The organism is Dyadobacter sp. CY312, from assembly GCF_021390535.1.
In the GTDB taxonomy this organism is placed as follows: Bacteria; Bacteroidota; Bacteroidia; order Cytophagales; family Spirosomataceae; genus Dyadobacter.
In genome coordinates this window covers 22,112-48,298 of sequence record NZ_JAJUXG010000014.1, presented here as the reverse complement: position 1 = coordinate 48,298, position 26,187 = coordinate 22,112, and the positions used below count along the sequence as shown (strand labels likewise).

The 26,187-nt window shown below is 43.7% G+C and carries 18 protein-coding genes and 1 riboswitch; of the genes, 10 read left to right on the top strand and 8 right to left on the bottom strand.

The genetic code is table 11. The features are described 5' to 3' along the window. Window positions 1–98 precede the first annotated feature (98 nt). Complete coding sequence (locus tag LZG71_RS19835) at window positions 99–2,519, top strand: glycogen debranching protein (protein WP_233823296.1); 2,421 nt, start codon at window positions 99–101, stop codon at window positions 2,517–2,519. 767 nt (window positions 2,520–3,286) lie between these two features. Further along, a complete protein-coding gene (locus tag LZG71_RS19830) occupies window positions 3,287–3,793 on the top strand; it encodes a DUF4145 domain-containing protein (RefSeq protein ID WP_233823294.1) in 507 nt (168 codons plus the stop codon). A gap of 355 nt (window positions 3,794–4,148) precedes the next feature. On the opposite strand, the gene LZG71_RS19825 is transcribed toward LZG71_RS19830, so the two are convergent. The 7 genes from LZG71_RS19825 to LZG71_RS19795 form a co-directional block, all read right to left on the bottom strand. After that, a complete protein-coding gene (locus tag LZG71_RS19825) occupies window positions 4,149–5,732 on the bottom strand; it encodes a RagB/SusD family nutrient uptake outer membrane protein (RefSeq protein WP_233823292.1) in 1,584 nt (527 codons plus the stop codon). 23 nt (window positions 5,733–5,755) lie between these two features. Then, on the bottom strand, window positions 5,756–8,752 hold the full coding sequence (locus LZG71_RS19820) for a TonB-dependent receptor (RefSeq protein WP_233823290.1): 2,997 nt from the start codon (window positions 8,750–8,752) through the stop codon (window positions 5,756–5,758). A 111-nt stretch (window positions 8,753–8,863) separates the two neighbouring features. Continuing rightward, window positions 8,864–12,367: a PVC-type heme-binding CxxCH protein gene (locus LZG71_RS19815; RefSeq protein ID WP_233823288.1), complete on the bottom strand. Its 3,504-nt coding sequence runs from the start codon at window positions 12,365–12,367 to the stop codon at window positions 8,864–8,866. Window positions 12,368–12,434: 67 nt separating this feature from the next. Further along, window positions 12,435–14,738: a S9 family peptidase gene (locus LZG71_RS19810; RefSeq protein ID WP_233823287.1), complete on the bottom strand. Its 2,304-nt coding sequence runs from the start codon at window positions 14,736–14,738 to the stop codon at window positions 12,435–12,437. Window positions 14,739–15,298: 560 nt separating this feature from the next. Next, window positions 15,299–16,441 (bottom strand): DUF692 family multinuclear iron-containing protein, encoded by a 1,143-nt coding sequence (locus LZG71_RS19805; RefSeq protein WP_233823285.1) that lies wholly within the window; start codon window positions 16,439–16,441, stop codon window positions 15,299–15,301. A 20-nt stretch (window positions 16,442–16,461) separates the two neighbouring features. After that, window positions 16,462–16,614, bottom strand: coding sequence for a hypothetical protein (locus tag LZG71_RS19800; RefSeq protein ID WP_233823283.1), 153 nt, complete (start codon window positions 16,612–16,614; stop codon window positions 16,462–16,464). A 141-nt stretch (window positions 16,615–16,755) separates the two neighbouring features. Continuing rightward, on the bottom strand, window positions 16,756–17,328 hold the full coding sequence (locus tag LZG71_RS19795) for a metal-dependent phosphohydrolase (RefSeq protein WP_233823281.1): 573 nt from the start codon (window positions 17,326–17,328) through the stop codon (window positions 16,756–16,758). A gap of 156 nt (window positions 17,329–17,484) precedes the next feature. Beyond that, a riboswitch (SAM riboswitch) is annotated at window positions 17,485–17,579 on the top strand. 74 nt (window positions 17,580–17,653) lie between these two features. Between LZG71_RS19795 and LZG71_RS19790 the strand changes: the two genes are divergently transcribed. Further along, a complete protein-coding gene (locus LZG71_RS19790; RefSeq protein WP_233823279.1) occupies window positions 17,654–18,832 on the top strand; it encodes a cysteine desulfurase family protein in 1,179 nt (392 codons plus the stop codon). A gap of 110 nt (window positions 18,833–18,942) precedes the next feature. On the opposite strand, the gene LZG71_RS19785 is transcribed toward LZG71_RS19790, so the two are convergent. Next, window positions 18,943–19,530, bottom strand: a complete 588-nt coding sequence (locus LZG71_RS19785) for an RNA polymerase sigma factor (protein WP_233823277.1) — start codon at window positions 19,528–19,530, stop codon at window positions 18,943–18,945. 675 nt (window positions 19,531–20,205) lie between these two features. Here LZG71_RS19785 and LZG71_RS19780 point away from each other — a divergent pair. The 7 genes from LZG71_RS19780 to LZG71_RS19750 all read left to right on the top strand — a co-directional run bounded on the left by LZG71_RS19780 (window position 20,206) and on the right by LZG71_RS19750 (window position 26,162). Next, window positions 20,206–21,279: a hypothetical protein gene (locus tag LZG71_RS19780; protein WP_233823275.1), complete on the top strand. Its 1,074-nt coding sequence runs from the start codon at window positions 20,206–20,208 to the stop codon at window positions 21,277–21,279. Window positions 21,280–21,352: 73 nt separating this feature from the next. After that, the gene (locus LZG71_RS19775) at window positions 21,353–22,666 is read left to right on the top strand and encodes a hypothetical protein (RefSeq protein ID WP_233823273.1); all 1,314 of its coding nucleotides are present in this window, start codon (window positions 21,353–21,355) and stop codon (window positions 22,664–22,666) included. A 121-nt stretch (window positions 22,667–22,787) separates the two neighbouring features. Next, window positions 22,788–23,192, top strand: a complete 405-nt coding sequence (locus tag LZG71_RS19770) for a hypothetical protein (RefSeq protein WP_233823271.1) — start codon at window positions 22,788–22,790, stop codon at window positions 23,190–23,192. A 28-nt stretch (window positions 23,193–23,220) separates the two neighbouring features. Next, complete coding sequence (locus LZG71_RS19765) at window positions 23,221–23,742, top strand: hypothetical protein (RefSeq protein WP_233823269.1); 522 nt, start codon at window positions 23,221–23,223, stop codon at window positions 23,740–23,742. Then, window positions 23,739–24,242, top strand: a complete 504-nt coding sequence (locus LZG71_RS19760) for a curli production assembly/transport protein CsgE (protein WP_233823267.1) — start codon at window positions 23,739–23,741, stop codon at window positions 24,240–24,242. The genes LZG71_RS19765 and LZG71_RS19760 overlap by 4 nt, the downstream gene beginning before the upstream one ends. A gap of 17 nt (window positions 24,243–24,259) precedes the next feature. Then, a complete protein-coding gene (locus tag LZG71_RS19755; protein ID WP_233823266.1) occupies window positions 24,260–24,679 on the top strand; it encodes a curli production assembly/transport component CsgF in 420 nt (139 codons plus the stop codon). Window positions 24,680–24,746: 67 nt separating this feature from the next. Then, entirely contained in the window at window positions 24,747–26,162 is a 1,416-nt protein-coding gene (locus LZG71_RS19750) for a CsgG/HfaB family protein (RefSeq protein ID WP_233823265.1), read from the top strand. Window positions 26,163–26,187: the final 25 nt, after the last annotated feature.

The following is a 26,187-nucleotide window of genomic DNA, read 5'->3' as shown; positions in this document are numbered from 1 at the left end:
GTTTTATAAATTTCTTTCTTTGAGAAACTATTATAATTGGAAGATCTTTTTGGATCTTCCTTTGTGTTTAAAACAATACTTCACTTCAAACGGTAACAATGATTTTCCGAAAATTTGTGGTTGCTATTCCTCTGGCTTCTCTCTTGTTACTAAGCCAATGCACAAAAAAAAGTCAGTCAAATAATGCTTTGGCAGGTATCGTTTCAGATGTTGAAACCATTACCGGTAAAACTGCCTATCTCAATTCTCCTTATGTAACTGCGGGGGATCGGGTATATATGGTTGGTCATCAAAATGGTCAGTTTCCAGATCTGGGTTGGCATGTTGTGGGCGAAATGGGCGGGATTTGGGATCATCCGATCAAGCTCATGGATGGTTTTACGGCATCGGTAACCGACAATGGAAAGTCTGTTTGCTTATCCAAAGCGGATACGTTCGTGAATTATCCTTTTGCAAACAAACACATTTTTGTTTCCGGATTAAATGGCCTTGAAGTTCAGCGTTTTCAGTTTGCACCGGATGCAAAAGAAGCTGTGGTGGTGGAATACACCTTTCAGAACAAAACAAATTCGGCTAAAAAGATAACGTTTGACTTTAACGGTTACAGCGATTTACGACCGGTTTGGCTTGGTGAAAAAACTAAAATGGTTGATGCCGGAGACTTCGCATCCTGGGATGAAGCTTCGAAAGCATGGGTTGCAAAGGATAGCCTGAACGAATGGTACGTGATGTACGGTTCGGATATTTCAGCAGATGCCCATCAAAAAGATGTGAAAAGCTGCGATTACAAACCGCAAGGCAAAGGTTGTCAGGCTTCGCTAACTTACAATCTTGAAATAGCTCCAAATTCGTCATACGTACTTCCTATCACGATTGCGGGTTCTTACAGATCAAAATCACAGGCACGTGAGACATTCGAAAACGTTCAAAAGAATACAGCTCAATTGTTAAAGGAGAAAAAGGAGCGCTACCAGATGTTGGCTGCCAACACAAACCTGACAGTTCCGGATAAGGATTTGCAGCGGGCATTTCAATGGATAAAATACAATACGGATTGGCTGGTAAGAGATGTACCCGAAGTAGGTCGTGGTGTATCGGCTGGCGCTCCGGATTATCCGTGGTGGTTTGGTGTCGACAGCGAATATACTTTGCAGGGATTAATTACAACTGGTCAGAAAGATCTGGTATATCACTCAATTGATAATATCTGGAAGCTTTCAGAAAAGGCTAATGGCAATGGGCGTATTGTTCATGAGGTTTCTACGAATGGTGCTGTTTTCAACCCTGGAAATGTAAATGAAACGCCGCAATTTGCAACTTTGATATGGACTGTATATTCGTGGACTGGCGATAAGGAATTTTTGAAAAAATATTATCCAACTATCAAAAAAGGGCTTGACTGGCTTTTGAAGGAAAATGATAAGGACGGTAATTTGCTTCCGGATGGATTTGGAATGATGGAAATCCATGGCATGAATAGTGAAATGATTGACGTGGCGGTGTATTCTCAAAAAGCTTTTGAAGATGCTTCGCAAATGGCAATTGAAATGGGGGAGAAGGATATGTCTGAAAAGTACAAAGGCATTGCCAATCAACTTAAAACAAAGATAAACCAGGATTTTTGGGTTGGGGGAAATAATTCTTATGCTGATTTTATTGGTACAACAAGCCAGGCAATACATTTGGTAGACGATGCGATTGTGCGGGCAGATACGCTAAAAAAACCTTGGGCAGTGGATGAGCTTCGTGCTACCAAATCTAAATTGGAAAAGATGAATCCGTCTCAAAAACAGGGATTTGTGGTGCATCACAATTGGGTGGTTAACACGCCGATGGAAATGGGAATAGCGGACAGCTCAAAGGCTTTGACTGCGTTGAAAACGGCCAGTAAGTTTGTAAATCCATTCGGTGCATTTGTGACCGGAATAGATCGGGACGAGTCCGCCGGGAAAGACGAAGGTTCAGCAGCGGGCAACAAGAAGGTGTTTACATACACAGGTGCGGTGATGACACTCCCGACAGGCGTATTGGCCATTGCCGAAAACAATTATGGAAGACCAGACGAAGCTTTGGGTTACCTGAAACGCATGACAAAATCGTTCAGCTATGCGCTTCCCGGTTCCATTTATGAAGTATCGCCGGATTACGGAATGATGTCGCAAGCCTGGAACATATACAGCTTTGCGGTGCCGATTGTGCAGCAATTCTTTGGAATAAAGCCACATACATTCTCCAAAACCATCAGGATTCAGCCGCAAATGCCTTCAACCTGGAACGATGCAAGTCTGGAAAAAGTGACAGTTGGAAGTAACGAAATCGGAATGAAATATCGCAAAACCGATAAGGCTTTGCAGCTGGACATTACCCAGTCAGAAGAAAACTGGAAGCTCACCATTGCATTTCCAAAAGGAAAGTACAGGGAATGGACAGTCGCCGGAAAAGTTATAAAACCCAAAGTTGATGGTTCTTTTGAAACAATAGAAGTAGAGGGAAAGGCAATTGTGGTAAACTTAAAATGAGGTATTCAGAATAACCTGTCCTCACTCGTAGTTTTCGAAAATTGCGAATGAGGATCATTTATCGTGTGTGATGGTTCTGACAAGTTTTTGTCAATAGAAATATCTCTGAGGACGGCTTGTTGGGAGTAGAAGTTGCTAACCCAGATTTGCAATCGGGGTTACCGTGGTGCAGCGTTTATAACGCGTGTTTTAGAATTGCGTTGCAAACGCTTAGCCATTAGCGCCCCGATTGCAAATCGTGGGGAGCAAGGTATTAATGTGGAGGGTTTGTCGGAAGTAGAGTTACTGAAATTTCCCGTCACAGATGGTAGTGTATTTCAAATGCTAAGTGTGGACACTCCGCACAACGGGGGGCATACATCACTAGTTTATTAGAGGTACAACTGAAGCCGGGAGATAAAATTACTATATTTCCTTTCGATAAGTAGTGAGCCGCTCTGCGGATAAACCCAAATTTTAGTTCTAAGAAACCTTATGCGAATAAAACGAGCCCTCTACCTAAATGAATTTTTTTTGAATAATGTTCCAGCATGGATCTGTCCTATGTGTCAACGTGGAATTTTAACAAATGATCTAAAGGAGCTTAAAACTTATGAGACAGCTTCATCAAAGGCAGCACACAGTCATGAAGCGTGGGAACCCGAATGGATGGAAGGTCAAGTTGCACAGGAGTACTAGCCTGCAGCAATTCAACCTGCAATGAATTAATTGGGATTATCGGACATTATAGATGTCTCAGACACGACTATTACAATGAAGAAACAGGAATGCCAGAAATGGATATTATACAAATTATTACGCCAATGTCATTTAATCCTCCAATCCACATATTTCAGATCAATGACGAGGTTCCTGAAACAATTCGCATTGAAATAATTAGTGCATTCAATATATATTGGATGGATACTGCTTCGTGCGCAAATAAGATACGAGTGGTAGTTGAGAAGGTAATGGACAATTTGAAAATTGCAAAGACCCAGAAATCTTTAAAAGGCAGAAAGCCTTATTCTCTACATCAGCGAATTGAGTCCCTTAAAACAAACTTTCCTCAACAAGCAGACTCTTTGATGGCTATTAAGTGGATCGGGAACTCTGGAAGCCATAGCAATGATTCTATAGATAGGAATGACATTTTGGATGCATTTGAGATTTTGGATTACGTGTTGGGAAATATATACGAAACTCATACAAAGAGAATTCATAAACTCACCAAAACTATTAATAAAAGAAAAAAGCCGGTTGGCTTGCGGCTGAGTCGAAAACCTCCGTTTTGATCCTATAATATCAGATGCCGTGCTGGATGCCAGTATATTATAGCTCGATTTAAATTTGGGCCTCAAAAATTTTCTTTGACTAGAAACACCAAATTGGTGGCCGTATAGCAATAGCATCTTCTGAGAATGGGCTGATAAAAAATGACTGGAATGTGGTCACCCCCCGTTATTCGTAGTTTCCAAAAACTCCGAATAGAAATCCTTTACCGTCTACGACGCTCCCGACAAGTTTTCTCCAATAGCAATCAAATCTATTGCCCCCATATAAAGCACAATCCACAAAAAAATCCCGCTCCGAAACCTTTCAGTCTCAGAGCAGGATTTTACACTACCTAACCAAATTTAACTTGTCTTATCAATAACCTGGATTTTGTTTCAGGTTGGTATTTTTGTCCAACTCATTTTGTGGAATTGGGAATAGTGCACGTTGCCCGGTTTGTGGACTGTGGTTAAACCATTTCTTTTTCTCGTAAAGTCCGAAGCGGATCAAATCCTGACGACGGTGTGCCTCTGCTGCGAATTCCCAACCAAGCTCGTCGAAGAAACGGCCGAATTTCACGTCGTCTCCACCTTGTACCTCAGTAATTGTTCCGTTTACAGCCTGAATACCATAATTGTATTTGCTTCCTTTGGCAAGGTCGGCGCCTGTTACAGTTGCTTTTGCAGGATTGCTTTTGAAAGCTCGTTTGCGAACATTCGTTACAATTACCGCAGCTTCATCTGCCTTTCCGGTTCTTAGCAATGCTTCCGCTTTGATCATCAGAACGTCGGCATAACGCAGTAATGGAAAATCGTTGTCCAGACTTCCGGTTGCGTTTGGTTTGATCTTGTACTTACCGATTCTGTAACCATCTGTGGAAGCAGTAGCAAGCATGCTCGGTACTGTTTTACTATATGTAATTACCACAGCACCAGTGGTTGCATTTCTCTGTGGACCCATGATCCAGGTATCTGCAAGACGGCTGTCTTCTGCGTCGTAAGTATCAATAAATTGTGGTACGGCGCAGTTTCCGCCCCAGGGTCCGGCGTTCATCGGATACACAGTACGGCTCAATGGGTCGAGCGTTTTCATGTGGATCTGGTTTCCGGTTCCGTAAATTTCATCATAAGGAATGGCGAAAATGATTTCCTTAGAGTTGAAATTGGTCCAGGTGAAAACATCAGAATAGTTGGCGTCGATCACATAATTACCACTTGCAATTACTTCGTCAGCGGCGGTGATGGCTTTTGCCCACTCAGCTGTACCAGTGTACACTTCTGCATTCAGATATATTTTGGCCAAAAGTGCTTTTGCCGCCCATTTGTTCATTTGTCCGTATGTAGTGGACGCACTTTCGCTCAGGAAAGGCATAGCTTCTGTCAGTTCTTTGATAACAAAATCATACACTTCCTTACGTGTACTCTGTTTTGGAAGGTTGATGTCCTTGAAATCTGTTACAATAGGAACATTGCCATGGTTATCCAAAAGCAGGTAGTAGGCCAATGCACGAACGGCTCTCAGTTCTGCAACGATGTTATCTTTCCCGGTTGTAACAGGAATGTCGCCATCTGCAATTTGGGAAAGTACCCGGTTGGCGGTGGTAATACTTCTGAACGAACTCTGCCATGCATTTTCCGGCTGCCACTGCAATGAAGTCCATGTATGCTGATGCATCCGGCGATAGGTCCCGCCATCATCCCAGCCGTTTGGACGGGCAGGTGTAATGATTGCGTCAGCGGATTCTTCCTGCAAATCGAAATATCCCTGCCATCCAAGCATTAAACCACGCAGAGAAGAATAAACCGGAGCTACAATAGCGGGAAGATCTTTTTCTGTAGGCTGGTAACTGCTTGAAAGTACTTCTGAATATACCTGCTCATCAAGATCTGTACAGGAGTAAAATGTTGCAGCCCCCAACATGGAGGTCAACAAGATATATTTGGTGTTTCTAAGTTTCATAGTTTCAAAAGATTTTGTGTGGATCAGAATGTTACGTTAAGTCCCGCTGTGAAAGTACGCGTGGTAGGGTACTTGTCGCGGTGGTCATTTCCAGGATCGAAACCTGTGATACGAACACCTTCCGGATCAATACCTGTATAACCTGTGATGGTTGCAAGGTTAAGCCCAGATACGAAAATGCGTGCATTCTTAATTCCCTTGATCGTATTCGCAGGAAGAGAATAGCCAAACGTTACGTTATCAATTTTCCAGTAATCACCTTTTTCTATGTAGTGAGAAACATAAACAAGGTCGTTGTTCAGCATTTTTCCGTCGATCGGGTCATACGCAGTTTTCAGCATGTTGTATGCTTTATTTCTGGTGTTGTTGTAATACATGCTTTGGAAATTCAATACATCAAAACCAAATGCTCCGCGCATGTTAACGGAAAGATCAAAATTCTTATAGCGCACCGAATTGTTCCAGCCTACATTGTGCTTTGGGATACCGTTTCCGTAATACTGACGATCTTCTGGTTTTGCGTTAGCGATCGGGATCACTTCGCCATCCTTGTTTTCAATTAACCAACCACCTTTATCATCGATGCCTACGCTTTTCCACACAAAGAAACGACCAATGGGTTCGCCTACTTTTACACGGTGGGTCGACGTCTGAATTGGTTCACCCGTACCACCTGCATCAAAGAAATCATTGGCTGCCTGGAACTGATCATTGGAAAGGCTTACCAGTTTGTTTTTATTGGAAGAATAAGTAAAGCCTGTATTCCATTGGAAATCGTCTTTCTGAATCGGAACGACATTAAGCAATACTTCCACACCGCTGTTTTTCATACGTCCGGCATTGATAAGCATACTGGAAATCAGGTATGGCGGAACTGGTACAGGGAAATTGTAAAGCAAATCCCTCACGTTACGGCTGTAATAATCAACAGATCCGTTGATGCGGTTTTTGTAAAAACCGAAGTCGATACCTGCATTGATCTCCTCTTTTTTCTCCCATTTCAAGTTAGGATTGAAGTTACGGGCAGGAATGAATCCCGGAACCCATTTTCCACCAACAAACGCACCTTGTGCGCGGTCGAAGTTGTAGCTGATCTGAGACAGATAAGGAGCGCCTGCGATGGTACCGGTTACACCAATACCTGCACGCAATTTAATTTCAGATATGTTCTCGAAACCTTGCATGAACTTTTCTTTGCTGATTCTCCATCCGATAGACGCAGCCGGGAATGTTCCCCACTGGTTATTAACACCAAACCGGGATGAACCTTCGCGACGAACGCTCGCCATGAACAGGTACTTCTCATCAAGACTATAAGTAAGACGTCCAAAGAAACCCGCTAACTGCCACTTGTTTTTCGTACTTCCCATTGCAGCCTGTCCTTTTTGCAATGCACCGCCTGCGCCCAGGTTATTCCAGTCGTAAGCATCGGTAGGGAAATCCCAGTTACTTGCACTAAAATCTTCATAGGTTTCATCCTGCCAGCTGTAACCTCCCAACAAAGTAAAACGATGTTTACCGAACGACTTTGCGTAGTTACCTGTGAGTTCAAGCAGATTCTGGTCCCTGGCATTTGTACCTCTGTACGCCGTGGCATTCTGATTGCTCAACCTCGTGTTGGTGTGGTTGAATGTGGTAGAGCTACCTTCCAAATTGCTATTTTGAACATTCGATACGAGTAACTTAAAATTCAAATTATCAATAGGGGCGTAATCCAGACTTCCGCTCATACGCATTTCCTTAAAAGTTGCACCGTAGTTGGATTCATAAATTCTGGACACAGGGTTTTCATAGAAATATCCATCTCTCTCCTGCCATCCGCCTGCTTCGTTTCTTACGCGGTCGGTAGGATTACGGATAATCGCCTGGCGGTAGATATATCCGTAAGCTGCATCGTTATCGTTAGGACTGACAGCGCCGTTTGTTTTTCTGATCTGGTTGATGATCTGAATATTGGTTTTCAACTTGTTGTTGAACATGGAATGGTTCAGGTCTGCACGGCCAGTGAATCTGTTTTGTGCTGAACGCTGGAAAATACCCTCCCAGTTACGGTAGTTGATAGAACCTGTGAAGTTGGTCTGGCTGTTACCACCGAAGAATGTAAGGTTGTGGTTATGACTGACCGGTGTCTGCATAATTTCTTTCAGCCAGTCGGTATTGCCACCGTAATCCGTGTAAGCGATGCCCTCAGATATCTTTTGGCGATAGTCATCACCTGTCAATAGTTCAGGACGACGTGCAATTGTCTGGAAGTTTACGTAGTTGTTGTATTCAACAGTCGTGCGATTTGTAGCTGAACGGTTTTTGCGGGTCGTGATCAAAATTACACCACCAGTAGCACGTGTACCGTAAATCGCAGCAGCGGAACCATCCTTCAAAACGTCAACAGATTCAATATCTTCCGGAGCTACAGTGTTCAAGTCACCTGGAATACCGTCGATCAGGATAAGCGGAGTGGTTGTTCCGGTGATGGAGTTAACACCACGAAGGTTGATTTGGTTTTCAGAAGTTGGTGATCCGCTCGGCGTTGTAATTCTCAAACCGGCCACTTTTCCCTGAATCAGAGAAGATGCATCACGAACAGTTCCCTGAATGAAGTCTTCTCTTTTAATACTAGCAATTGAGCTGGTTACATCACCTTTTTTTTGCGTTCCGTAACCTACCACCACAACTTCTGAAAGTTGTTTCTGGTCAGAATTCAACGCAATGGTTAAAGCACTTTGATTTCCAACTGTAATCTCCTGCGTTACATAGCCGATGTAACTTAGTACAAGGGTAGCGTCATCAGGTACAGTCAATTTGAATTTTCCCTCTGTATCCGTTACTGTTCCTACGGTGCTGTTTCCTTTAACGATAATTGAAACTCCGGGTAGGGGAGCATTGTCCTCCGATCCGGTAACTGTTCCGGTGATCTGGCGGTCGGCTGCCATGATGCTACCTGAAAGCAGCAATATCACGGCAACACTGCGGAGCAGGAGAGCCGGTAGTTGCTGTGCAAGCATGGATAATTTTCTTTTCATCTTCATAATTTTAGATAAGCTAAATGTTTTTGATTGATGGGGTTACATTGAAAATCGGGGGTATTTTACTGTTTCATAGGCGGTTGTGATTTGGAGTTGCGGCTTTTGGTTTTATTGAACTTTCATAATTCCATTCATGATGCGCCAGTGGCCAGGCACGGTGCACAGGTATGGATAATCTCCTGGCTTTTCAGGTGCGATGAACACCAGCGTTGCATTTCCCTCAGGACTCACCAGCTCGGTAGCGTGAAGGATTTCTTTCATTTTTGGTATGTAATTAAGTTCCAGGGCGTTGGATTCGCGTGCTAGCAAGTCGGCTGCGGCACCTACTTTTTCCAGACTTCCCGGCGTTGAGATCAGCAGATTGTGCTGCATGAAATCCGGATTGGTAAACTGAATTGTTACTTTTTGGCCTGCTTTTACGGTGAAGCTTTTTTTGTCAAATTTCATTTCATGCTCAATCACTTTCAGGTTGATCGTCACCGGTGTACCTACTCCTTTTTTCATGACCGCCGGTTGCTGTGCCGGCGTTGCTACAGACACTTTTTTGTCGTTTTTATCTTTCACAACCTGGTTAAGCTGCAAGGTACTTTTGATATCCAGCCAGCCTTGCAAACGTGTGTTTTCAGAATATTCTCCCACACGATTTTCATCGCGTAAATCACGACCCAGTCTGATATCTTCCGGCGTAAATGGTTTGGAGAAAAGTGAAGCGGCTTTGCCTGTAACCGGTTTTTCATCGTCAATAGCCAGTGTCATTACACCGCCTTCCGAAAGTGTGGCAATGGCTGTAAACCGACCAGCGGGCAATTTCTCGTTGGAGGTTACGCTGTATGCTTTACCATCCTGCTTGATCAGCCAGTGTAGTTTTGCATCCTGCATATACAGACTGTACCCGTTTTCTTTGTTTCCCTGAGACGCGATCACGCCCGAGAGTTCCGCATCTGCTTTGGTAATGATGGCTTTTAGGGTAATTTCTTTGTTGGTAATTACCGGTGGGTAAATAGGAGGCGACCAAAGATTAAGTACGTAAGTTTCCTGAACCAGCCCTCTTTCGATGCGTGCTGTGAGCGTTGAATCTTTCAGTTTTGCAGCAGCATTTTTAAATCCGGCTTCATGTTTGATCACACCTGAGAAAATGGCCTGGGCAATGTATTCGTCGGAAGCATTTTCTGAATTCTGTCCGGCTATGTAAAGCATTTTACCAATTTCTTCCGAAGCCGGTAGGTCGCTTAATGCCTGAATTGTGGCAAGCCTTACTTTCAGGTCAGGATCTGAAATTGAATTGGTCCATTTCAGGGCAGAAAGTGCTTTATCCGTTCTTGGCAAAAGTTTTACAGCATTCTTGCGAACTCCGGCAGCAGGGTGACGCATGGCACGCACCACGGTATGATATGCCTCTTCATTGCTTCCGTCCAAAGCTCCCAATCCTTGCAGTGTCCACAGTGCGTGCACGGCAGGGCTGTTCAATCCTATTTCGTCTACTGACTGATCGTTCACTAGTTTGATAAGTTCAGGAATGATCGTCTTATTCCGCGTTTCCACAATCAGCCTTTGGGCTGTGGTACGCCAGAACATATTGTCGTTTTTCAAACCTGCCAGTAAACTTGTGTTGTCGTTTTTCTCAAGTTTGACCGGAGTATATGGTTTCGCATTTTTATATACAACCCTGTAAATACGGCCATGTTTATTGTCACGTAAAGGATTGATGTAGGCATTTCCGTCTCCGTTTTCAAAACCGCGCGGCGTTGGGTTGTGCTGAATGATGAAGCTATACCAGTCTGCAACCCAGACAGCTCCGTCAGGACCAACTTCGGCGTGAACTGGTGAAAACCATTCGTCGGAACTTGCCAATAAATTGAAGCCGTTTTTCTCTTTGTATCCTGCTCCGCTTGGTTTGAGTTTTGCCTGATAAAGAAGTCGTCCGGTTGGTTCGCAAACAAAAGCCGTTGAATTCCAGTATGACTTCGGATAATTTCTGGCTGTGTACAAGTTGTGCCCCGCAGCGGCTGTAAACCCGCCATGGAAATCGACCTGACGAAGACCTGGCGTGAGGTAATTCATATCGTAATGTGAATCCAGTTTGTAAACTGTATTGCCCGAGCCATCAGCCACAGAGCGTTTTACGTATTCCAATGGCATGGCAAAATGTCCGCTGTAATTTCCGTTTGCGGTAGAAATGAATACTTCGAAATCTTCCGAGAATCCGAGTCCCCATGTATTGTTGGAAGTGCGGCCAATGTATTGCAGGTTTTTTCCGTTTGGATCAAAATTGTAAATGCCCTGACTGAAATTGGTTGGTTTGTCGTTCACAGTTCCTCTGAATCCGGCATAACCCAAAACGCCCCAAACCTTGTTGTCCAGGCCATATTTAAGGTTGGACGGTCCTGCGTGCGTATCGCTTTTTCCCCAGCCGCTGATGATGTTTTCACGAACGTCTGCTTTGTCGTCTCCGTTGGTATCTTTCAGAAAAATGAAATGCGGGGCTTGCGCCACAATTACGCCACCGTTGGCGAAAGTAAGGCTGGTCGGAATGTTAAGTCCATCAGCGAAGACAGTGAATTTGTCTGCTTTACCGTCTCCGTCTGTATCTTCACAGATTTTGATGCGGTCCTTTCCGGTGCCGTCTTCCTTGCGTATTTCATTGGGATAATCTTCTGTTTCAATCACCCAAAGTCTGCCTCTTTCGTCCCATGCCATGGCAATTGGTTTTACCACATCCGGCTCGGAAGCAAATAGCTGCAACTCAAAATCAACAGGTACCTGAATCAGCTTTTGCGATTCGGCAGCTGATAGCGGTAACTGGAATTTAGGTGCAGGATCTCTTTTTTCGTAGTTAGGAACGTCTGCATCTTTGAACTGTGGAACAGGTAATTTCAAACGTGCGTATTGTTCTTTCGACTCATCACTGATTGCCCACAGAATACCATTGGCCACCAGATCATGAAATCCCTTCTGTTTCCAGGTACGCTCGTCGTGACCATAGGCGGTGTAGAAAACCCTGCCTTTTCCTTGAGTGCGCACCCACGTCCATGGTTCGTTGTGATCGCCTTCCACTCGTTCCTGCAAAACGGTAATGTCCTGATTCAGTTTTGTATGAACATAGGTTTCGTCCCAGGTTTCAAACGGCTTCAATCCTGCCATCACAGGATGCTCAGGTTTGGTGATCGGTGCAGTGAAGGTTCCGTATTTGTGGGTGTGAAATTGGCCACCGGTTGCTTTGATATACCAGTCAGAATTCTGGAAACAAAACGAAGCGGAATGAATCGGTATCATTGCTTTTCCACCTTCTACAAATTCCTTCAAAGCAGTTTCCTGTGAAGGAGTAATTGTGTTGTGGTTGGCATATATAATGATCCCGTCGTATTGATCCAGGGTTTCTTTATTTAAAGAATTTGGATCAGAAGTATATGTAAGGTTGATTCCCTTTTGGAATAGAGGTAAAGAAAGCATTGGGAAAAATTTCTCCGAAAAATGATGACGGCTGTCGTGGCCGAGGAACAGCAGTTCAAGTCTGCGGCCTTCGGTTGTTTTGGTTTGCTGCACAGTGCCCGACTTTTGGGAACAGCCGTTGATCAGCAATAGATACGTTAGGAGGAACAGGAGTTTTTTCATTATGTTTAGCTTTTGGCTATTTGTTTATTTGGCCATTAAGTCTGAAAGACACTAAGTTGTTTGCGTTTTAAATCCCTTTGTTGCGGTTTGGAGGTGTTACTTCCAGAAGTTTGTTTACGAAAAAGTCCCGCTTTTTTCTTCTTCCGTAAGTGCCGCCATCGCTGTGGCCCATGCCGGGAACCACCAGTAATTCAAAGTCTTTATTGGACTTGATCAGTGCATCCGCGACGCGGTAAGTGGATTCCGGTGGAACGTTGGTATCTACTTCACCTACGATCAGTAGCAGATCGCCTTTTAATTTGGCTGCATGTGTAATGTTGGATTGGTCGTCGTAGTGCTGCCCAACCGGATAGCCCATCCATTGTTCATTCCACCATTGTTTGTCTACGCGGTTATCATGGCATCCGCAGGCTGATACTGCTGCGTCGTAGAAATTCGGATGAAACAGCAATGCTCCCAAGGAATTTTGCCCGCCTGCGGAAGTTCCGTAAACGCCCACTTTGGAAGAGTCAACATGAGGATACTGCGTTGCAAGTGACTTCATCCACGCAATGCGGTCTGGAAAACCAGCATCCGCGACATTTTTCCAGCATACATCATGAAATGCTTTGGAGCGGTTATAGGTGCCCATTCCATCAATTTGAACCACGATGAAACCAAGCTCAGCCATGCTCTGCATTTCCCCGTAATGGCGGAAGGCTTTTGGTACAAATGAGTCATGCGGACCGGCATATATGTTTTCAATGATCGGGTATTTTTTCTTGGGATCGAATTTGCTCGGACGGTACACAATACCCCAGATGTCGGTTTTGCCATCACGACCTTTTGCCTTGAAAATCTCTGGAAGTTTGAAACCCAATGACAGGTATTGCGAGATGTCGGCTTCTTCCAGTTTGGTTACCAACGACCCGTCTGCTGTTCTTCTGAGCTCGGTCACAGGCGGCGACATCATCGTTGAATAATTGTCGAGGTAATATTTGCGGTCGGGTGAGAAGGAAAGCTGATGCGTTGCTTTCGCGCTTGTAAGTTTCACCAAGCCGGTGCCGTCAAAATTGATGCGGTAATAATGAATGTGATATGGGTCTTCGTTGGCATTCATACCACTTGCTCTAAACCAGATTTCACGTTTGGCAGTATCAATGCTGTCGATATCCCGAACCACCCATTCGCCCTTAGTGATCTGATTTTTTTCTTTTCCTGTCAGCTCATCTACCAGATAGATGTGTCTCCATCCGTCTTTTTCAGAAACCCAGATAATCTCATTTTTTTCAGGCTGGTAATGGGTATAGATCATATTCTGATAAATAAACGTCTCCGCTTTTTCATCAATGATGTTGCGTGTATTTCCGTTTGTAGCGTCGGCTTCAATCACCCGGAAACGCTGATGTCCGCGGTCTACTTTTTCGTAGGTAAAATGGGTGTTGTCGCCATTTCTCCACCTGATCACGGGCGCGTTGAAAAAGTCGATGGCTTCGGATTTAACCTTAACAATACCTTTAGTTTTAACATTGACCACATGCATTTCGTAGCTTGTAAACTCGTCGCCAGGCTGGGCATATCCACGGGTTTTTACCTCGCCTCTGGTGGTATTGGGCAAAGAAGAAAATATCACACTGATCTGGCGTTCTTCCTGCGGCGTGATGCGGTAACAAACCAGATAATTACCATCCGGCGACCAGCTCAATTCTCCAAAGGGTTTTAACGGATTTCCATCATAGGTGAGCTGTGAAGCATTTTTGCCATCAGGACTGCTTAGGTAAATATTACCATTGCGAACGTAAGCTTTCTGTTTTTTGTCCGGCGAAATGCTGTCTGCACTAAAACGCTGCCAACGGCTTCTCTGGCGCGTCCAGCCAAGTTCCTTTGGTCTTTCGATGTTTGGGCGGTCAATCTTTTCTGCGGTATTGGTCGCTTTGTTATAGTTGTACCACTGGCGTTTGACCTGAATCAACAAGTTGCTGTTGTGGTCGGTAAAACGGATGTCCTGCAACATCAGTTTTTTAGCAGAAAATGCGCTATCCGTTGCTTTGGATAGCGCAGCTGCTACTTTTTCATTGTCGAGTAATTTTATCTTTTTCCCATCCGAAGCATTTACATAAATGTATTCGGTGAGACTGTCTTTGAGTATATTTTTGTACCAGAATGATTCGCCGTCACCCTGCCATCCCGCCTGTACTGTTGCCTTCAAAACACTTCCTCTGGTTAGGGAGTCGGAGAGCTCCATTCTTTTATAGGAAGCCGAAAGTTCTGCGGGGTTGGGTTTATAGGAAGGCAGGTTTTTCTGAGCCATCGAGCTTGTTCCTAACAACATCAGGAACAAGCTCCCAATCTGACAGGCCGTATTCTTTTTTACTTGGGTAAAAACAGTCATTGGTAATGGGAGTGTTTGAAAAAATTGGGCAATAGGTTTCCAGTCTTCCTTTTTGGAAGATTTTTTTACTTTTATAGTTAGGTTACGAGGGTGTGTAGTCAGGCTGGCAAGCAACATTAGTATGTCATCCGGCTAACCTGGCTTGGTTTGTAAACTTTTAACTAAACCAGTCGGGCTGCAAAATGCTGCGTAGCCTTGTAATGGAATTCAAATAGATGTATTGTTTTTCCATTCGGTTTTCGATTTAAAGGTTAACGAACTTTCGATAGAAGCATAAACCAGCGATCGGTATATAAAATCTTGCTTTTATCTATTTGTAAAATTACCGTTATGTTAATCGATAAACTTCTTAGTATTTAGCGGCTTTTTTACCGATATTAACTTGTATCAGGCTAAGGTTTGGTATAATTGGCAATTGGAGGCATTATATTCGGCAATTTGAGAGAAATGTAAAATAAAAGGTGTGTGCAAAAATTACAGGTTTGCAACACAGCTTTTATATGCAGTTATGTGGATGGTTAGCCAAGAAATTTAGGGGTGGATAGGTCAGCGGAGGGACTTTATTTCAGCTCAAAACCATTTTTCCATTTTTGAGCAATGGCAATGGCTGTTTCGAGCATGTGTGGCTGCCAGGTTTCCGTTTGCCATGCGGTTCCGTTCAGAACAGAGGAAGCAAGTAATTTCTGTGCATGGGCAAGATCCGTCGCTGTTTCCAGTATTTGTGAAAGCTCATTTTGCTCGCGGTAGAGTTGCAGGTCTTCGTAAGGGACGTGACCGGATTGCAGGCTTGTATGGGGAAGGAAGTTGTTGACAATCCGGCCGTCCGAAGCCGTTTTGCTATTTTTTACTATCTGCTCCATTCTTAAAAAATCCTGTTGGAACCGGCTCCTGCTTTGCTCATCGGAAAGAGCGGTGCCCAGTTGTTCCAGTACCACATATTTAAGGTTCGGGCATTTTGGTATCGCCGCGGAAAGTAACTCAAAAACGGTTTCGGGAACTTCATCGTCATGGGTGTCGCGCCGTATTTTATCCTCGGGTGCGGCATGATTCTGTTCCCAGCTTCCTCCTGAAATATGTATTTCACGCACTTTCTCTAAAGGATAGGAATGTAGCAGTTTTTCAAAAGGAACATTAAAATTGTGAATCTGGCAGTAGAGGTTGTGAAGATCAAGAATGATAAAACCATTTACTTTATTTGTCAGCTCGCTTAGAAATGCACCTTGTCTGCGAACTTCATCAAGTGTATACGCAAAAGCAAGATTTTCCAAACCGACAGGACAATTGGCAGCATCCTGAATCCTCATCAGGCGGTCGGTGCCCAGCGCGAGTGTCGAAGACGTGTAGGGAATACTTATTGGGGCGCCTTTGTGAAAGTCGGCACCGGTCATGAATCCAAAATGTTCGGAAATGTGATCGAAATGGAATTCACGAGAAAAAGCGCGTAAACTGTCGAGCCACTGCTGTTGCTCAGGGAGCCATTTTCCTGAGAAAAGCGAAAAGTAAACGCCGTGGCCTATGAGCCGGTTGTTCTTGCCAAATTCAGAAACGAGGTCGGCAAACCAGGGAGGGATTTGCTCCAATTTGAACAAAGCATCAAATGACCATTCGATCGCCTCGATTTTCTCCTGCTCAAAAAGCGGAAGGGACGCCAACAAAATGTTAGCGTCCAGATTACAGGCAACGGAAGTGTATATTTTTGTCATTAAACTACCGTTGCGTTTTCTCAGCCCATACCACAGGCGGGGCATGAATCAATTACTTTGTTTTTCGTAATTTTCTCCTTTTCCGGATCCACGTCGTTTACGGCGCAAGACGTTACCGTAGTCACAACCACCGCAATGGCAACAGCTTGTAAAACTGATTTCGAGATTTTCATAGGGGCTAATTTTTAGAGTTGGAATACCTGGCTCCGAGTTCTGTTGTACAAGATTTCCCTGAACTTATCTCATTGACCGCAGTTTGTACAAAATGGTTGTAACCGATATGTAAATATTTTTGCCTTCGCCAGGTATATCCGTCATCTTGTATCCCGGAGCTTGCTGAGTGCGTAACTAAATTCGGAGCAGCAGTTGATAAGCAGGTGAATATTTCCCTGGCGCATCTGATCCAGAATGGCTGTCATTTCATTCATGTAAACCCTCGCGAATCCAGGATCCCCGGAAACAATGGATTTGACATTGTCGGTCATGTCGGCATATTTAACAGAATGTACAATGGACGACGTGGTGCCAAGTCTTTCTGCTTCAAGTTTTTTTCGCTCCTTTCTGTTAAGATCCGGATAATCCTTTGCGATAAAAACATCGGTCATTCCCACAACACCTTCTGAGATGTACCGAACCAAATCTGCTTCATAGCCCAGATGACGTAATTTTTCTTCAAGTGCTTCCCTGGTGCAAGCGGTATCTTCCAGCAAATCGTGACAGACTGCAATCTCGATGGCACCATCCGTTTTGATATGTTCACTCACCAGCCGTGCAACCTCATATAGATGGTGCCAGTACGGGAGAGGTTCATACTTGCGCATCTGGCTGCCATGCTGCTGTTTTACAAATTCTAAAAGTTGCTGTTGTCTGCCGGTAAGTTTCATCATTCCGAATTTAGGTTTCACATTTTCAAGGCAATACCTGCCAATTTCTGATGGGTATAAACCTTGCAAAAAAAATGTTCCTCAAAAATAGATCACTAATTTTTGAAAACGATTTGGTAAATAAAAATCTAATAACAATTTTTGTCTATCGAATTAGTAGATTTATAAAGAATGAAGGGAGAGATTAGGCTCTGTGATCTTCTGGCAACCTATAATCTGTTTAAGGTGCCCCAACCTAATTCTAATGATAAATCTGATATCCCAAAACGACGTGTAAAGCGGTCAGTAAAGTGTCCGTTAGTTTTAATGTTTTAATTTATTTTTTGGAATGGAAATATATTGTGATAACGCTGCAACCACAGCGATTGACCCGGAAGTGATTCAAGCTATACTGCCTTATCTTACCAGTAATTACGGAAATCCGTCGTCAGGCCACTGGGCCGGGCGTAAAGTAAAAGAAGCCATTGCTGCGGCAAGGCAAACTGTGGCCAACCTGATAGGGGCGTCGGCTGAGGAAATATTCTTTATGTCCGGTGCGACCGAAGCAAATAATCTTGCACTGACGGGCGCCATTAAAGCCAATGACATCAGCCACGTTATCACCAGTAAAATAGAACACAAAGCAGTTTTGCAACGCCTCGCTTTGCACGAAAAAGCAGGAGATATAGAGATCAGTTATGTTAAATTGGATGACTTCGGGAATGTGGATCTGAGGCATCTTGAAAACCTCCTGGATGCAAATCCGCAGACGCTGATCAGTCTGATGCATGGCAATAATGAGATTGGAAATATCACGGACATAACCGCAATAGGGGAACTTGCGAAGCGGTACAATGCCGTTTTTCATACTGATACGACCCAGACTATGGGTAAGATTACCTACAATGTCGGTGAAAGTAATATTGATTTTTTAGTGGGCTCAGCTCACAAATTTCACGGACCAAAGGGTGTCGGATTTCTTTACATCAATAAGAGGAATAAGATCAGGCCGATCATTGTGGGCGGTGGCCAGGAGAAGGGGCAGAGAGGAGGGACAGAAAATGTTGCCGGAATTGTGGGGCTTGCCAAGGCGCTCGAAGTTGCTTACAAGAGCCGGGCGGTGGTTCAAAATCACGTTTCGGTCCTAAAAAGATACTTTATTTCTAATCTGGACGACCTGACCATTGGTGGGATCACTTTCAACGGTGAAAGCCGCTCTGCAACCAAAGGACTTGGAAATATTGTGAGCGTGGCGTTTCCCTGTTTGTCATCCGGAAGCTTGGTGAAGCAGCTTGATATTTTGGGTATTGCAGTGTCGGGAGGGAGCGCCTGTTCCAACCTGGCCGACGGAGGCTCGCACGTGATCAGCACCATTTACCGGAATCCGGATAAGGAAATCGTCAGGTTTTCATTCAGTAAGTTCAATACACTCGAAGAGATAGATTACATCATAAAATCCATCATCAGAATATACCAGTCCGACCGCCTCATTGAAGCAACCCAGGAATTGGAGCAGACAGCTTTGTAACGGTTAGAATTTTTGATATTGAGAAGCAGTGAAAAGTAAGAAGAGTTAGGCTTCTTTTTACTTTTCACCGCTTCCTTTTACTTCAACTTCCTATTCAAAGGGCTTCGGGATCAAAAGGCCAGGACCTGCTTCGTCCATAGTTTTTTGAATTTGTCGATACAGTTGTATTTGATTTTCGAGTATTTGACAGGATCTGTTTCGCCGATTCTCGCGCCTATTTCTTCGGCTTTAAATCCGTAGTAAGCCCAATCCATGATGATCTGTCTGCATGGGTGACACATTTTGTCGAGCAGACGGATGATCTGATTCATTTCATCCCGCGCCTCCATAATACCGGTTATGTTTTGGGCATCATCACTAAAGTCGGGCAGTTCATCGGTATAGTCGATTTTACTGCCTGCATTTAGGCGGAGGAAATCGACCGTTTTGAAATAAAAGATCCGATAGAAATAAGTTGAAAGCTTACTTTCTCCGCGGAATTTTTCCTCCTCGATGTGTTTTATAATAAGCATAACCGTATCTGTGTACAGGTCCTTCAATACAGATTCGCTTAATCCTGTTTCAGAATGTAGCTTAAATATGTATCCCTGGTAGCCAGATATAAGTTGTTTTACATATTTGTTTTTTTCTGCCCCTCCTTCTTTTATCACTGAGATGAGTGCCGCCTCATCCGATCCGTTCAATAGTGCTTTCTTCATATAGATTACCGTGTGGTGATAGAAATCTTTTGTAGAAGCATATCGGGTCAGTATTGAACCAGACTATAAGTTTCGCGTATCATCAATAAAATCATACACTGTAAAGCACAGTAAATCAGATGCACGTTTTGCGTGCAGGCAGAGAGTGTACGTTATGAATGAGAGCGTTGAGTAAATAGTGCCTTAATAAGGCGTGTGATGATAAATCCGCAAGACAAATAACCCGGCTGACCGGATATGTAAAACTATTTGATGGATGGACAGAAAGATCCTTCGAGAGTGAAGGGTGAAGAGTGTCTTTTTGAAATTTTAGCTGAGGTTTTCATAATGAGGTAAAGAATTGAGTATGAATAACTGATTTGGGTTTGTGAGAGCAAATATATGAGGATTAACAGAAATTAATAATCGGAATGGATAAAAATAATTCTATTGATTAATGATGTTTTGAAAATCGGTTTAGAAAAACTTCCTGACAACAGGTAGCAATAGCTATTTATGTATGTCTAAACTATATGGCTAAAAATAAATATTCAATATAACTTCCTTGTAATCAGTGTAGTGTATTTTTTTATAACTTTTTTATTAAAAAATATAGGAGAATGGATATCGAGTTACGACTAATGTAGTAATCCGGCTCGAAAGAGCAGGAATAACTCTCCTCAACGAAGAATATTTATGAAACGACTTACCCTCACGGTAGCAACGCTACTCGGTGGATTTCATGCTATTGCCCAGAATAACAATTCCACTGTTATTCAAACAGGAGATTTTAACAGAGCTCTTGTAACAGAAACGGGTACGCATACATCATCCGTGCTTCAGAAAAGCAATGCCGGGTCCGCTATGGACGAAAACCTGGCGACGGTTACACAAAGCAATATTACAGCAACTGGCGTAAAGAATAGTGTCTCCAAAGTGGAGCAGCACGGCAATTCTCATATATCCACTGTAACACAGGTGGGGCAGAATTCACTGGAGGCGTATATCGGTTCAAATGGATCGGTTGTGGCTCAGAATGTGAATAATGAGACGTTTGCAAATCAATACGGTCAGGGAAATAATGGGAAGCAATTTATACAGGGATCCTCGGCAGAAGGATCCTTTTTTTCTTTAAGACAAAACGGTTCGGATAACACATCTGAACAAACTGCCAATGATGCACAGGACTCAAAAGGTTATGTCACACAGTCTGGTCATAGAAACGACGCCTGGCAATTTTTAGAAGGCAGCGGCAATGAAGCGCACATTGAACAGTCGCAGGACGACAACGTTGCTTTTCAGGAGATTGTAGGTAGTGGCAGTCAGGATAATTACAGTAAAATATTACAGACGGGCGACGAGAATATTGTACGGGTAGTGACCGAGGGCGATAATAACGATTTTAACGCCACCCAACTCGGTGATAGGAACCGTGTTCTGGGACTGACCGGAACCCTTACTTCTTTTGCCGGGCAAACCGGCAGTGGCAACAATGCTCTCCTGACACAAAGCGGGAACGACAACGAATTCCTGATTCTGCAAAACGGAGACGGCAACATCATTACTGGTGCTACTTCTTTGGGAGCTCTTCAACTTGGGAATGGCAACTCGGCTATCTATTCCCAGGATGGCGCGGACAATAAAATTATCTCGGATCAATACGGAGATAATAATAAGGAAACCATCACTCAGGTTGGAAACGGCCATATTTCAACAGTATATCAGTCTGGTGCCAGTAACAGAGCTACCGTGAGGCAGACTGACAATTAACCCCCCGAATCTATCAGTTTAGATTATTACATATTTCAAACATTTATTAATCCTTTCTCACTTTACTAAAATTATGAAAAAACTTACACTCACGGTAGCGATCCTTTTGACTGGGACTTACCTTTTTGCGCAGACTAACACGTCTAATCTTAACCAGGTAAACAATCACAATTATGCTGATGTGCAACAAACAGGAGATGCCCATCTCTCTAATGTAAATCAAACAAGCAATGCTGGATCTGTTGCCGCTAAAAACCAGGCTAATGTTATTCAAAACAACGGTGCTACTCCAACTGGACAGAGCACCTCAAATGTAAATCAAAACGGTAACCGTCAGCTAGCTAATATCTTGCAATCAGGAGGTACCAACCTATCCAATGCGACTCAGACTGGTACTCGTCAGGATGCGGATGTTGATCAGATTGGTGTTGGAAACAATTCTACGGTTACTCAAAGTGTAAGAAGCAATGAGGCAGATGTGTTGCAGACCGGTAATACGAACATATCCACTGTTACACAAACTGATTGGAACAACGAAGCAGATGTAAATCAAGCAGGAAATGGCAATAATTCATCTGTTGATCAGGATGGAACTTTGGCATTTGGTAACGTAGCCGATGTAGATCAAATTGGTGACGGAAATACTTCGACTGTTGTACAGGATGGAACTATTCTGTTCGGAAACAATGCGGATGTTCTACAGGAAGGAAATGGCAACAATTCTGGTGTGGATCAGGATGGAGCATTAAATGATGCCAACGTATATCAATTTGGCACAGGAAACATTTCAGTTGTGAATCAGGACGATAACCTTAACGTTGCTGATGTAGATCAATTGGGTAGCACAAACAACTCAACTGTTATTCAGGACGGCCAGACATTTTCTGGAAACTATGCAAAAGTTTGGCAAGACGGAGCAACAAATACTTCTGTTGTAAACCAAGACGGACGTAACGAAGGATTTGTTACGCAGATAGGAAATATGAACGGTTCTTCACTTACTCAGGATGGTAATGACAACTGGGCTAAGTTGCATCAGTATGGCAATAGCAACTCATTTACTGTTACTCAGGAAGGTGATGACAATAAGGTAACAGGTATTCCATCTGGTCCGGTTGGTGATACTTATGGAGCTGCACAAACTGGTGATGGTAACATTGGTGTTATTAGTCAGGATGGTGATGACCTTCTTAGTCAATCATGGCAAAACGGAAACAGCAACAATATGAAAGTTATTCAATCAGGTAACTTGCAAAAATCCCTTGTATTGCAAACTGGTAATACCAACATTGCTGATCTTAATCAAAGTGGTAACGGACATTCCTCATCGATCATTCAAACGGGTGGTGCTAACAGCGGACTTGTGGTACAAGCCAACGGAATATAATCAGGTTTTGGGTTAAGAATTCATCTTAACACTATGAATCAGGGCGCTCAGAGTATACGCATACTCGGAGCGCCCAATTTCAGCTTTAACTGAATTCTAAAATATTAAATCAGTTAACATTATGATTACCAATTTGTTACTAGGAATAGTTTTTGTGTTTATTTCTCTTTCTGTATTCGGACAGGAAAAACCTAAAAAAACGATGGCAGCAAAGGATAGTCTCAATGAGGTGGTGATGTTTGATTCAAAAGGTCTTTCAGTTTCACAATCTGGCAAAGGGAATTCGGTGGAGGTCAGCCAGTCGGATGGCACAACGAATATCAACAGCCAGGGAAGCACAACCACGGTTATCAGTAAAAGCGGAAATCGTGTCATTCACAGACACCTCAGCAATACAGATTCAACTGGTACCAATGCAGCAAGTGTGAGCCAGTCGGGCTCAGGGAATCGTGTGGTGATCAGGCAGAGCGGAAGCGGAAACAGTGTTTCGGTTTCCCAATCGCCGGAAAAGAAAAAAGAAGATTAACTGTTTTAAGAAACCCTTTACAAACGTTATGAAAAACTTTCTTATCAATCTATCATTATCAGCCCTGTCTCTCGGCGCTTTACACGCACAGCAGGTTCCCGGCGAAGCTTCATTCGGATCATTTTCTCAATCGCTGAACAGTCTCACCGACCAGGCCAAAATTACGGTAATCAGTGGTTACAGCGGAACGGGTAAATCCGGTTCGAATGCCAACGTAACGCAAACCGGGAACCAAAATATTCTGAATCTCAACCTGAGCGGAAACGGCAACAACATTGTAACACAACAGAAGGGAGATCTGAACACGCTGAACATGGATTTCAACGGGTCCAATAGTCAGTATCTACTGTCTCAGGAAGGCAATGACAATAAGTTGCAGATGAACAATATTACTAGTAATGGCATCGATTTTCAGGTTACACAAAAAGACGGTGGAAATAACCTCACGCTTGAAGGAAGTGGCTTTACACCGTTGCAATCCATGAAAATTGAGCAGACTGGCGGCATGAGAATTATTATCGACAGTAATCCTCTTATCGGAAAACCATGATACGCCTTCTGGTTCTGTTTTGTATCGTCTTATCTGGATTAAGTGCGCAGGCGCAGTCGGAGGAATCGCTTCTTGAAAACAACAGTATGTATTCAATGGATCCGCTTGACGATGCTGTGTTTGATGAAAACGCATCAACCACCTTTATTCTTGATAATACAAAAACCAAAATCGGACGAGATCTCTACGAGGAGTTTTATCGGCAATGGAGTGGAATGCAGCTGGATTCGCTTGGCAAGGCACAATTCAAAACGAGCGTTATGGCCAACGAAGAGCTGCTTATCGAACTCGAGGAAATTCCTTCACCAGGCCTTAGCAATATGGTTGCCATCAAGGTGGGTGATCTTTTGGTTTGGCAGCAGTTTGTTCAGCCAAGATCCGAGGCCATGGAAGCCCAGGTTGCAGAAGCGGTACAGCAGGTGCTTCAATACTTTGTCGGTTATCAGGAAATTCAAAACCAGCTGGGTACGGCAGATCAGTCCGGGTCCGGCATTTTTTGATCACAATATTCAATGTTATGAAAAAATATTACTTCACTTTTTTATTGGCGTTTTTGTTTCAGCAGGGTGCATCGGCTCAGGCTTTTGTATATCGGCCAATAAACCCTTCTTTTGGAGGCGACACTTTCAATTACAACTGGCTGATGAGCTCGGCCCAGGTTCAGGATAAAACCAAAGACCCGCAGGCAGCGAAAACTTCGGCAACCGGAAGAGAAACGGACGCACTCACAGATTTTACCACCAGCCTCAACAGGCAATTATTAAGTACTTTGTCCCGCCAGCTTTTTTCCAATCAGTTTGGAGAAGAGGGCATCAAAGAAGGTACTTATCAATATGGTGATTTTGTGGTAGATGTATCTCCCGGTTCGGAAGGACTGGTTGTCCGCATCACCGATGGGAAAGGTGGCGAAACATCCATCACCGTGCCCTATTATTGAAGTCCAATTCGAATACCTCCGTTAACTCGGAGCCCCTATAAACCCTCACTCATCGTATTTTTTTAGAATGAACTCATTACTCAATCAGAGGCGGTGTTCTTATCTTGTATGCGGAATTTTATTTTTGATTCTCAACGGATGCAGCCCGTATTTTCATCAGCCTACAAAAGAAAAAAGGGCGCGTTTGGGCGAAGACACCAAACTGACGCCTTCCCTCAGGACATTGCCGCCGCCAACGGAAAAACTGGTAGCAGCCGTTTACAAATTCCGTGACCAGACAGGCCAGTACAAACCATCTGAAAGTGGTATCAATTACTCCACGGCAGTAACGCAGGGAGCAACCAATATTCTGCTTAAAGCCCTTGAAGAAAGCGGCTGGTTTGTGGCCATTGAGCGTGAAAACGTAAGTAATCTTCTCAATGAGCGGAAAATCATTCGTTCCAGTATGGCGCAGTTTAAGCCGGAAAATGAAAATCTTCCTCCGCTTTTGTTCGCCGGGATCATCCTCGAAGGTGGTATTGTTTCTTATGATGCCAATATCATTACGGGAGGAGCAGGACTCAAATATTTTGGTGCGGGGGGATCTGCACAGTACCGCCAGGATCGCGTAACGGTATACCTTCGTGCAGTCGCTACCAAAACCGGTAAAATCCTAAAAACGGTTTACACCTCTAAAACCATCCTTTCGCAGTCTGTGAATGCAAGCCTTTTCCGGTTTGTAAAATTCAAACGTTTGATGGAAACCGAAACAGGTTTTACCACCAATGAGCCTTCGCAAATGGCAGTAACCGAAGCTATTGAAAAATCGGTGCAGTCCATGATCATTGAAGGTGTTCGTGACGGACTTTGGAATGCCGACGCAAAAAGCGGAGACAAATTGAAGTTGGCATTGAGTGATTATGAAATTGAGCAGCAGGATGCGAAAGCTACGGACATATATGGTGCAAAAAACGACATCAGCCGGTCGCGTATTTCAATCATGCCGTCCGTCTCTCTTTTACGCTACTCTGGTGATTACGCCAATCCGGTTAACAAATTTGGTTTTGGCGGAGCACTGAATGTGGGAATTACACAAAACTGGAACTTACAGTTGAATGTTGCCTCGGCGACACTTGCTGCCAAGAAAAATTTCTCGCGGGATGTAACAATCAGTGAGGTCAATTTGCAATACCGCACTTTGCCTTTTCAGAAGGTAAATCCTTTTATTCAAATCGGTGGAGGGATTGTCTCGACCCGCAACAGCGGCTTTTTTGAATTTAAAGGAAAAAAGGACAGGATGATCAACGGAGGGCTGGGACTCGAATATGCATTGAGCCGTACAGTTGGCTTAAACATTTCAGGCCAGTATAATTACTTCATCAAAGACGAATTCGATTCGATTGTGAGCGGCTCCGTTAATGATTCTTTCTGGCGAGCCAACATCGGCCTTTCCATTTATCTGGGAGGCGGCTATTCCAAAAAGGCAAAGTCTAAATCACTCTGATCATCCCATTATAAATCCCTCATTC

Coding starts and splice junctions, on each gene's coding strand:
- LZG71_RS19835 (WP_233823296.1), top strand. CDS start 99: ATGATTTTCCGAAAATTTGTGGTTGCTATTCCTCTGGCTTCTCTCTTG.
- LZG71_RS19830 (WP_233823294.1), top strand. CDS start 3,287: ATGCCAGAAATGGATATTATACAAATTATTACGCCAATGTCATTTAAT.
- LZG71_RS19825 (WP_233823292.1), bottom strand. CDS start 5,732: ATGAAACTTAGAAACACCAAATATATCTTGTTGACCTCCATGTTGGGG.
- LZG71_RS19820 (WP_233823290.1), bottom strand. CDS start 8,752: ATGAAAAGAAAATTATCCATGCTTGCACAGCAACTACCGGCTCTCCTG.
- LZG71_RS19815 (WP_233823288.1), bottom strand. CDS start 12,367: ATGAAAAAACTCCTGTTCCTCCTAACGTATCTATTGCTGATCAACGGC.
- LZG71_RS19810 (WP_233823287.1), bottom strand. CDS start 14,738: ATGACTGTTTTTACCCAAGTAAAAAAGAATACGGCCTGTCAGATTGGG.
- LZG71_RS19805 (WP_233823285.1), bottom strand. CDS start 16,441: ATGACAAAAATATACACTTCCGTTGCCTGTAATCTGGACGCTAACATT.
- LZG71_RS19800 (WP_233823283.1), bottom strand. CDS start 16,614: ATGAAAATCTCGAAATCAGTTTTACAAGCTGTTGCCATTGCGGTGGTT.
- LZG71_RS19795 (WP_233823281.1), bottom strand. CDS start 17,328: ATGATGAAACTTACCGGCAGACAACAGCAACTTTTAGAATTTGTAAAA.
- LZG71_RS19790 (WP_233823279.1), top strand. CDS start 17,654: ATGGAAATATATTGTGATAACGCTGCAACCACAGCGATTGACCCGGAA.
- LZG71_RS19785 (WP_233823277.1), bottom strand. CDS start 19,530: ATGAAGAAAGCACTATTGAACGGATCGGATGAGGCGGCACTCATCTCA.
- LZG71_RS19780 (WP_233823275.1), top strand. CDS start 20,206: ATGAAACGACTTACCCTCACGGTAGCAACGCTACTCGGTGGATTTCAT.
- LZG71_RS19775 (WP_233823273.1), top strand. CDS start 21,353: ATGAAAAAACTTACACTCACGGTAGCGATCCTTTTGACTGGGACTTAC.
- LZG71_RS19770 (WP_233823271.1), top strand. CDS start 22,788: ATGATTACCAATTTGTTACTAGGAATAGTTTTTGTGTTTATTTCTCTT.
- LZG71_RS19765 (WP_233823269.1), top strand. CDS start 23,221: ATGAAAAACTTTCTTATCAATCTATCATTATCAGCCCTGTCTCTCGGC.
- LZG71_RS19760 (WP_233823267.1), top strand. CDS start 23,739: ATGATACGCCTTCTGGTTCTGTTTTGTATCGTCTTATCTGGATTAAGT.
- LZG71_RS19755 (WP_233823266.1), top strand. CDS start 24,260: ATGAAAAAATATTACTTCACTTTTTTATTGGCGTTTTTGTTTCAGCAG.
- LZG71_RS19750 (WP_233823265.1), top strand. CDS start 24,747: ATGAACTCATTACTCAATCAGAGGCGGTGTTCTTATCTTGTATGCGGA.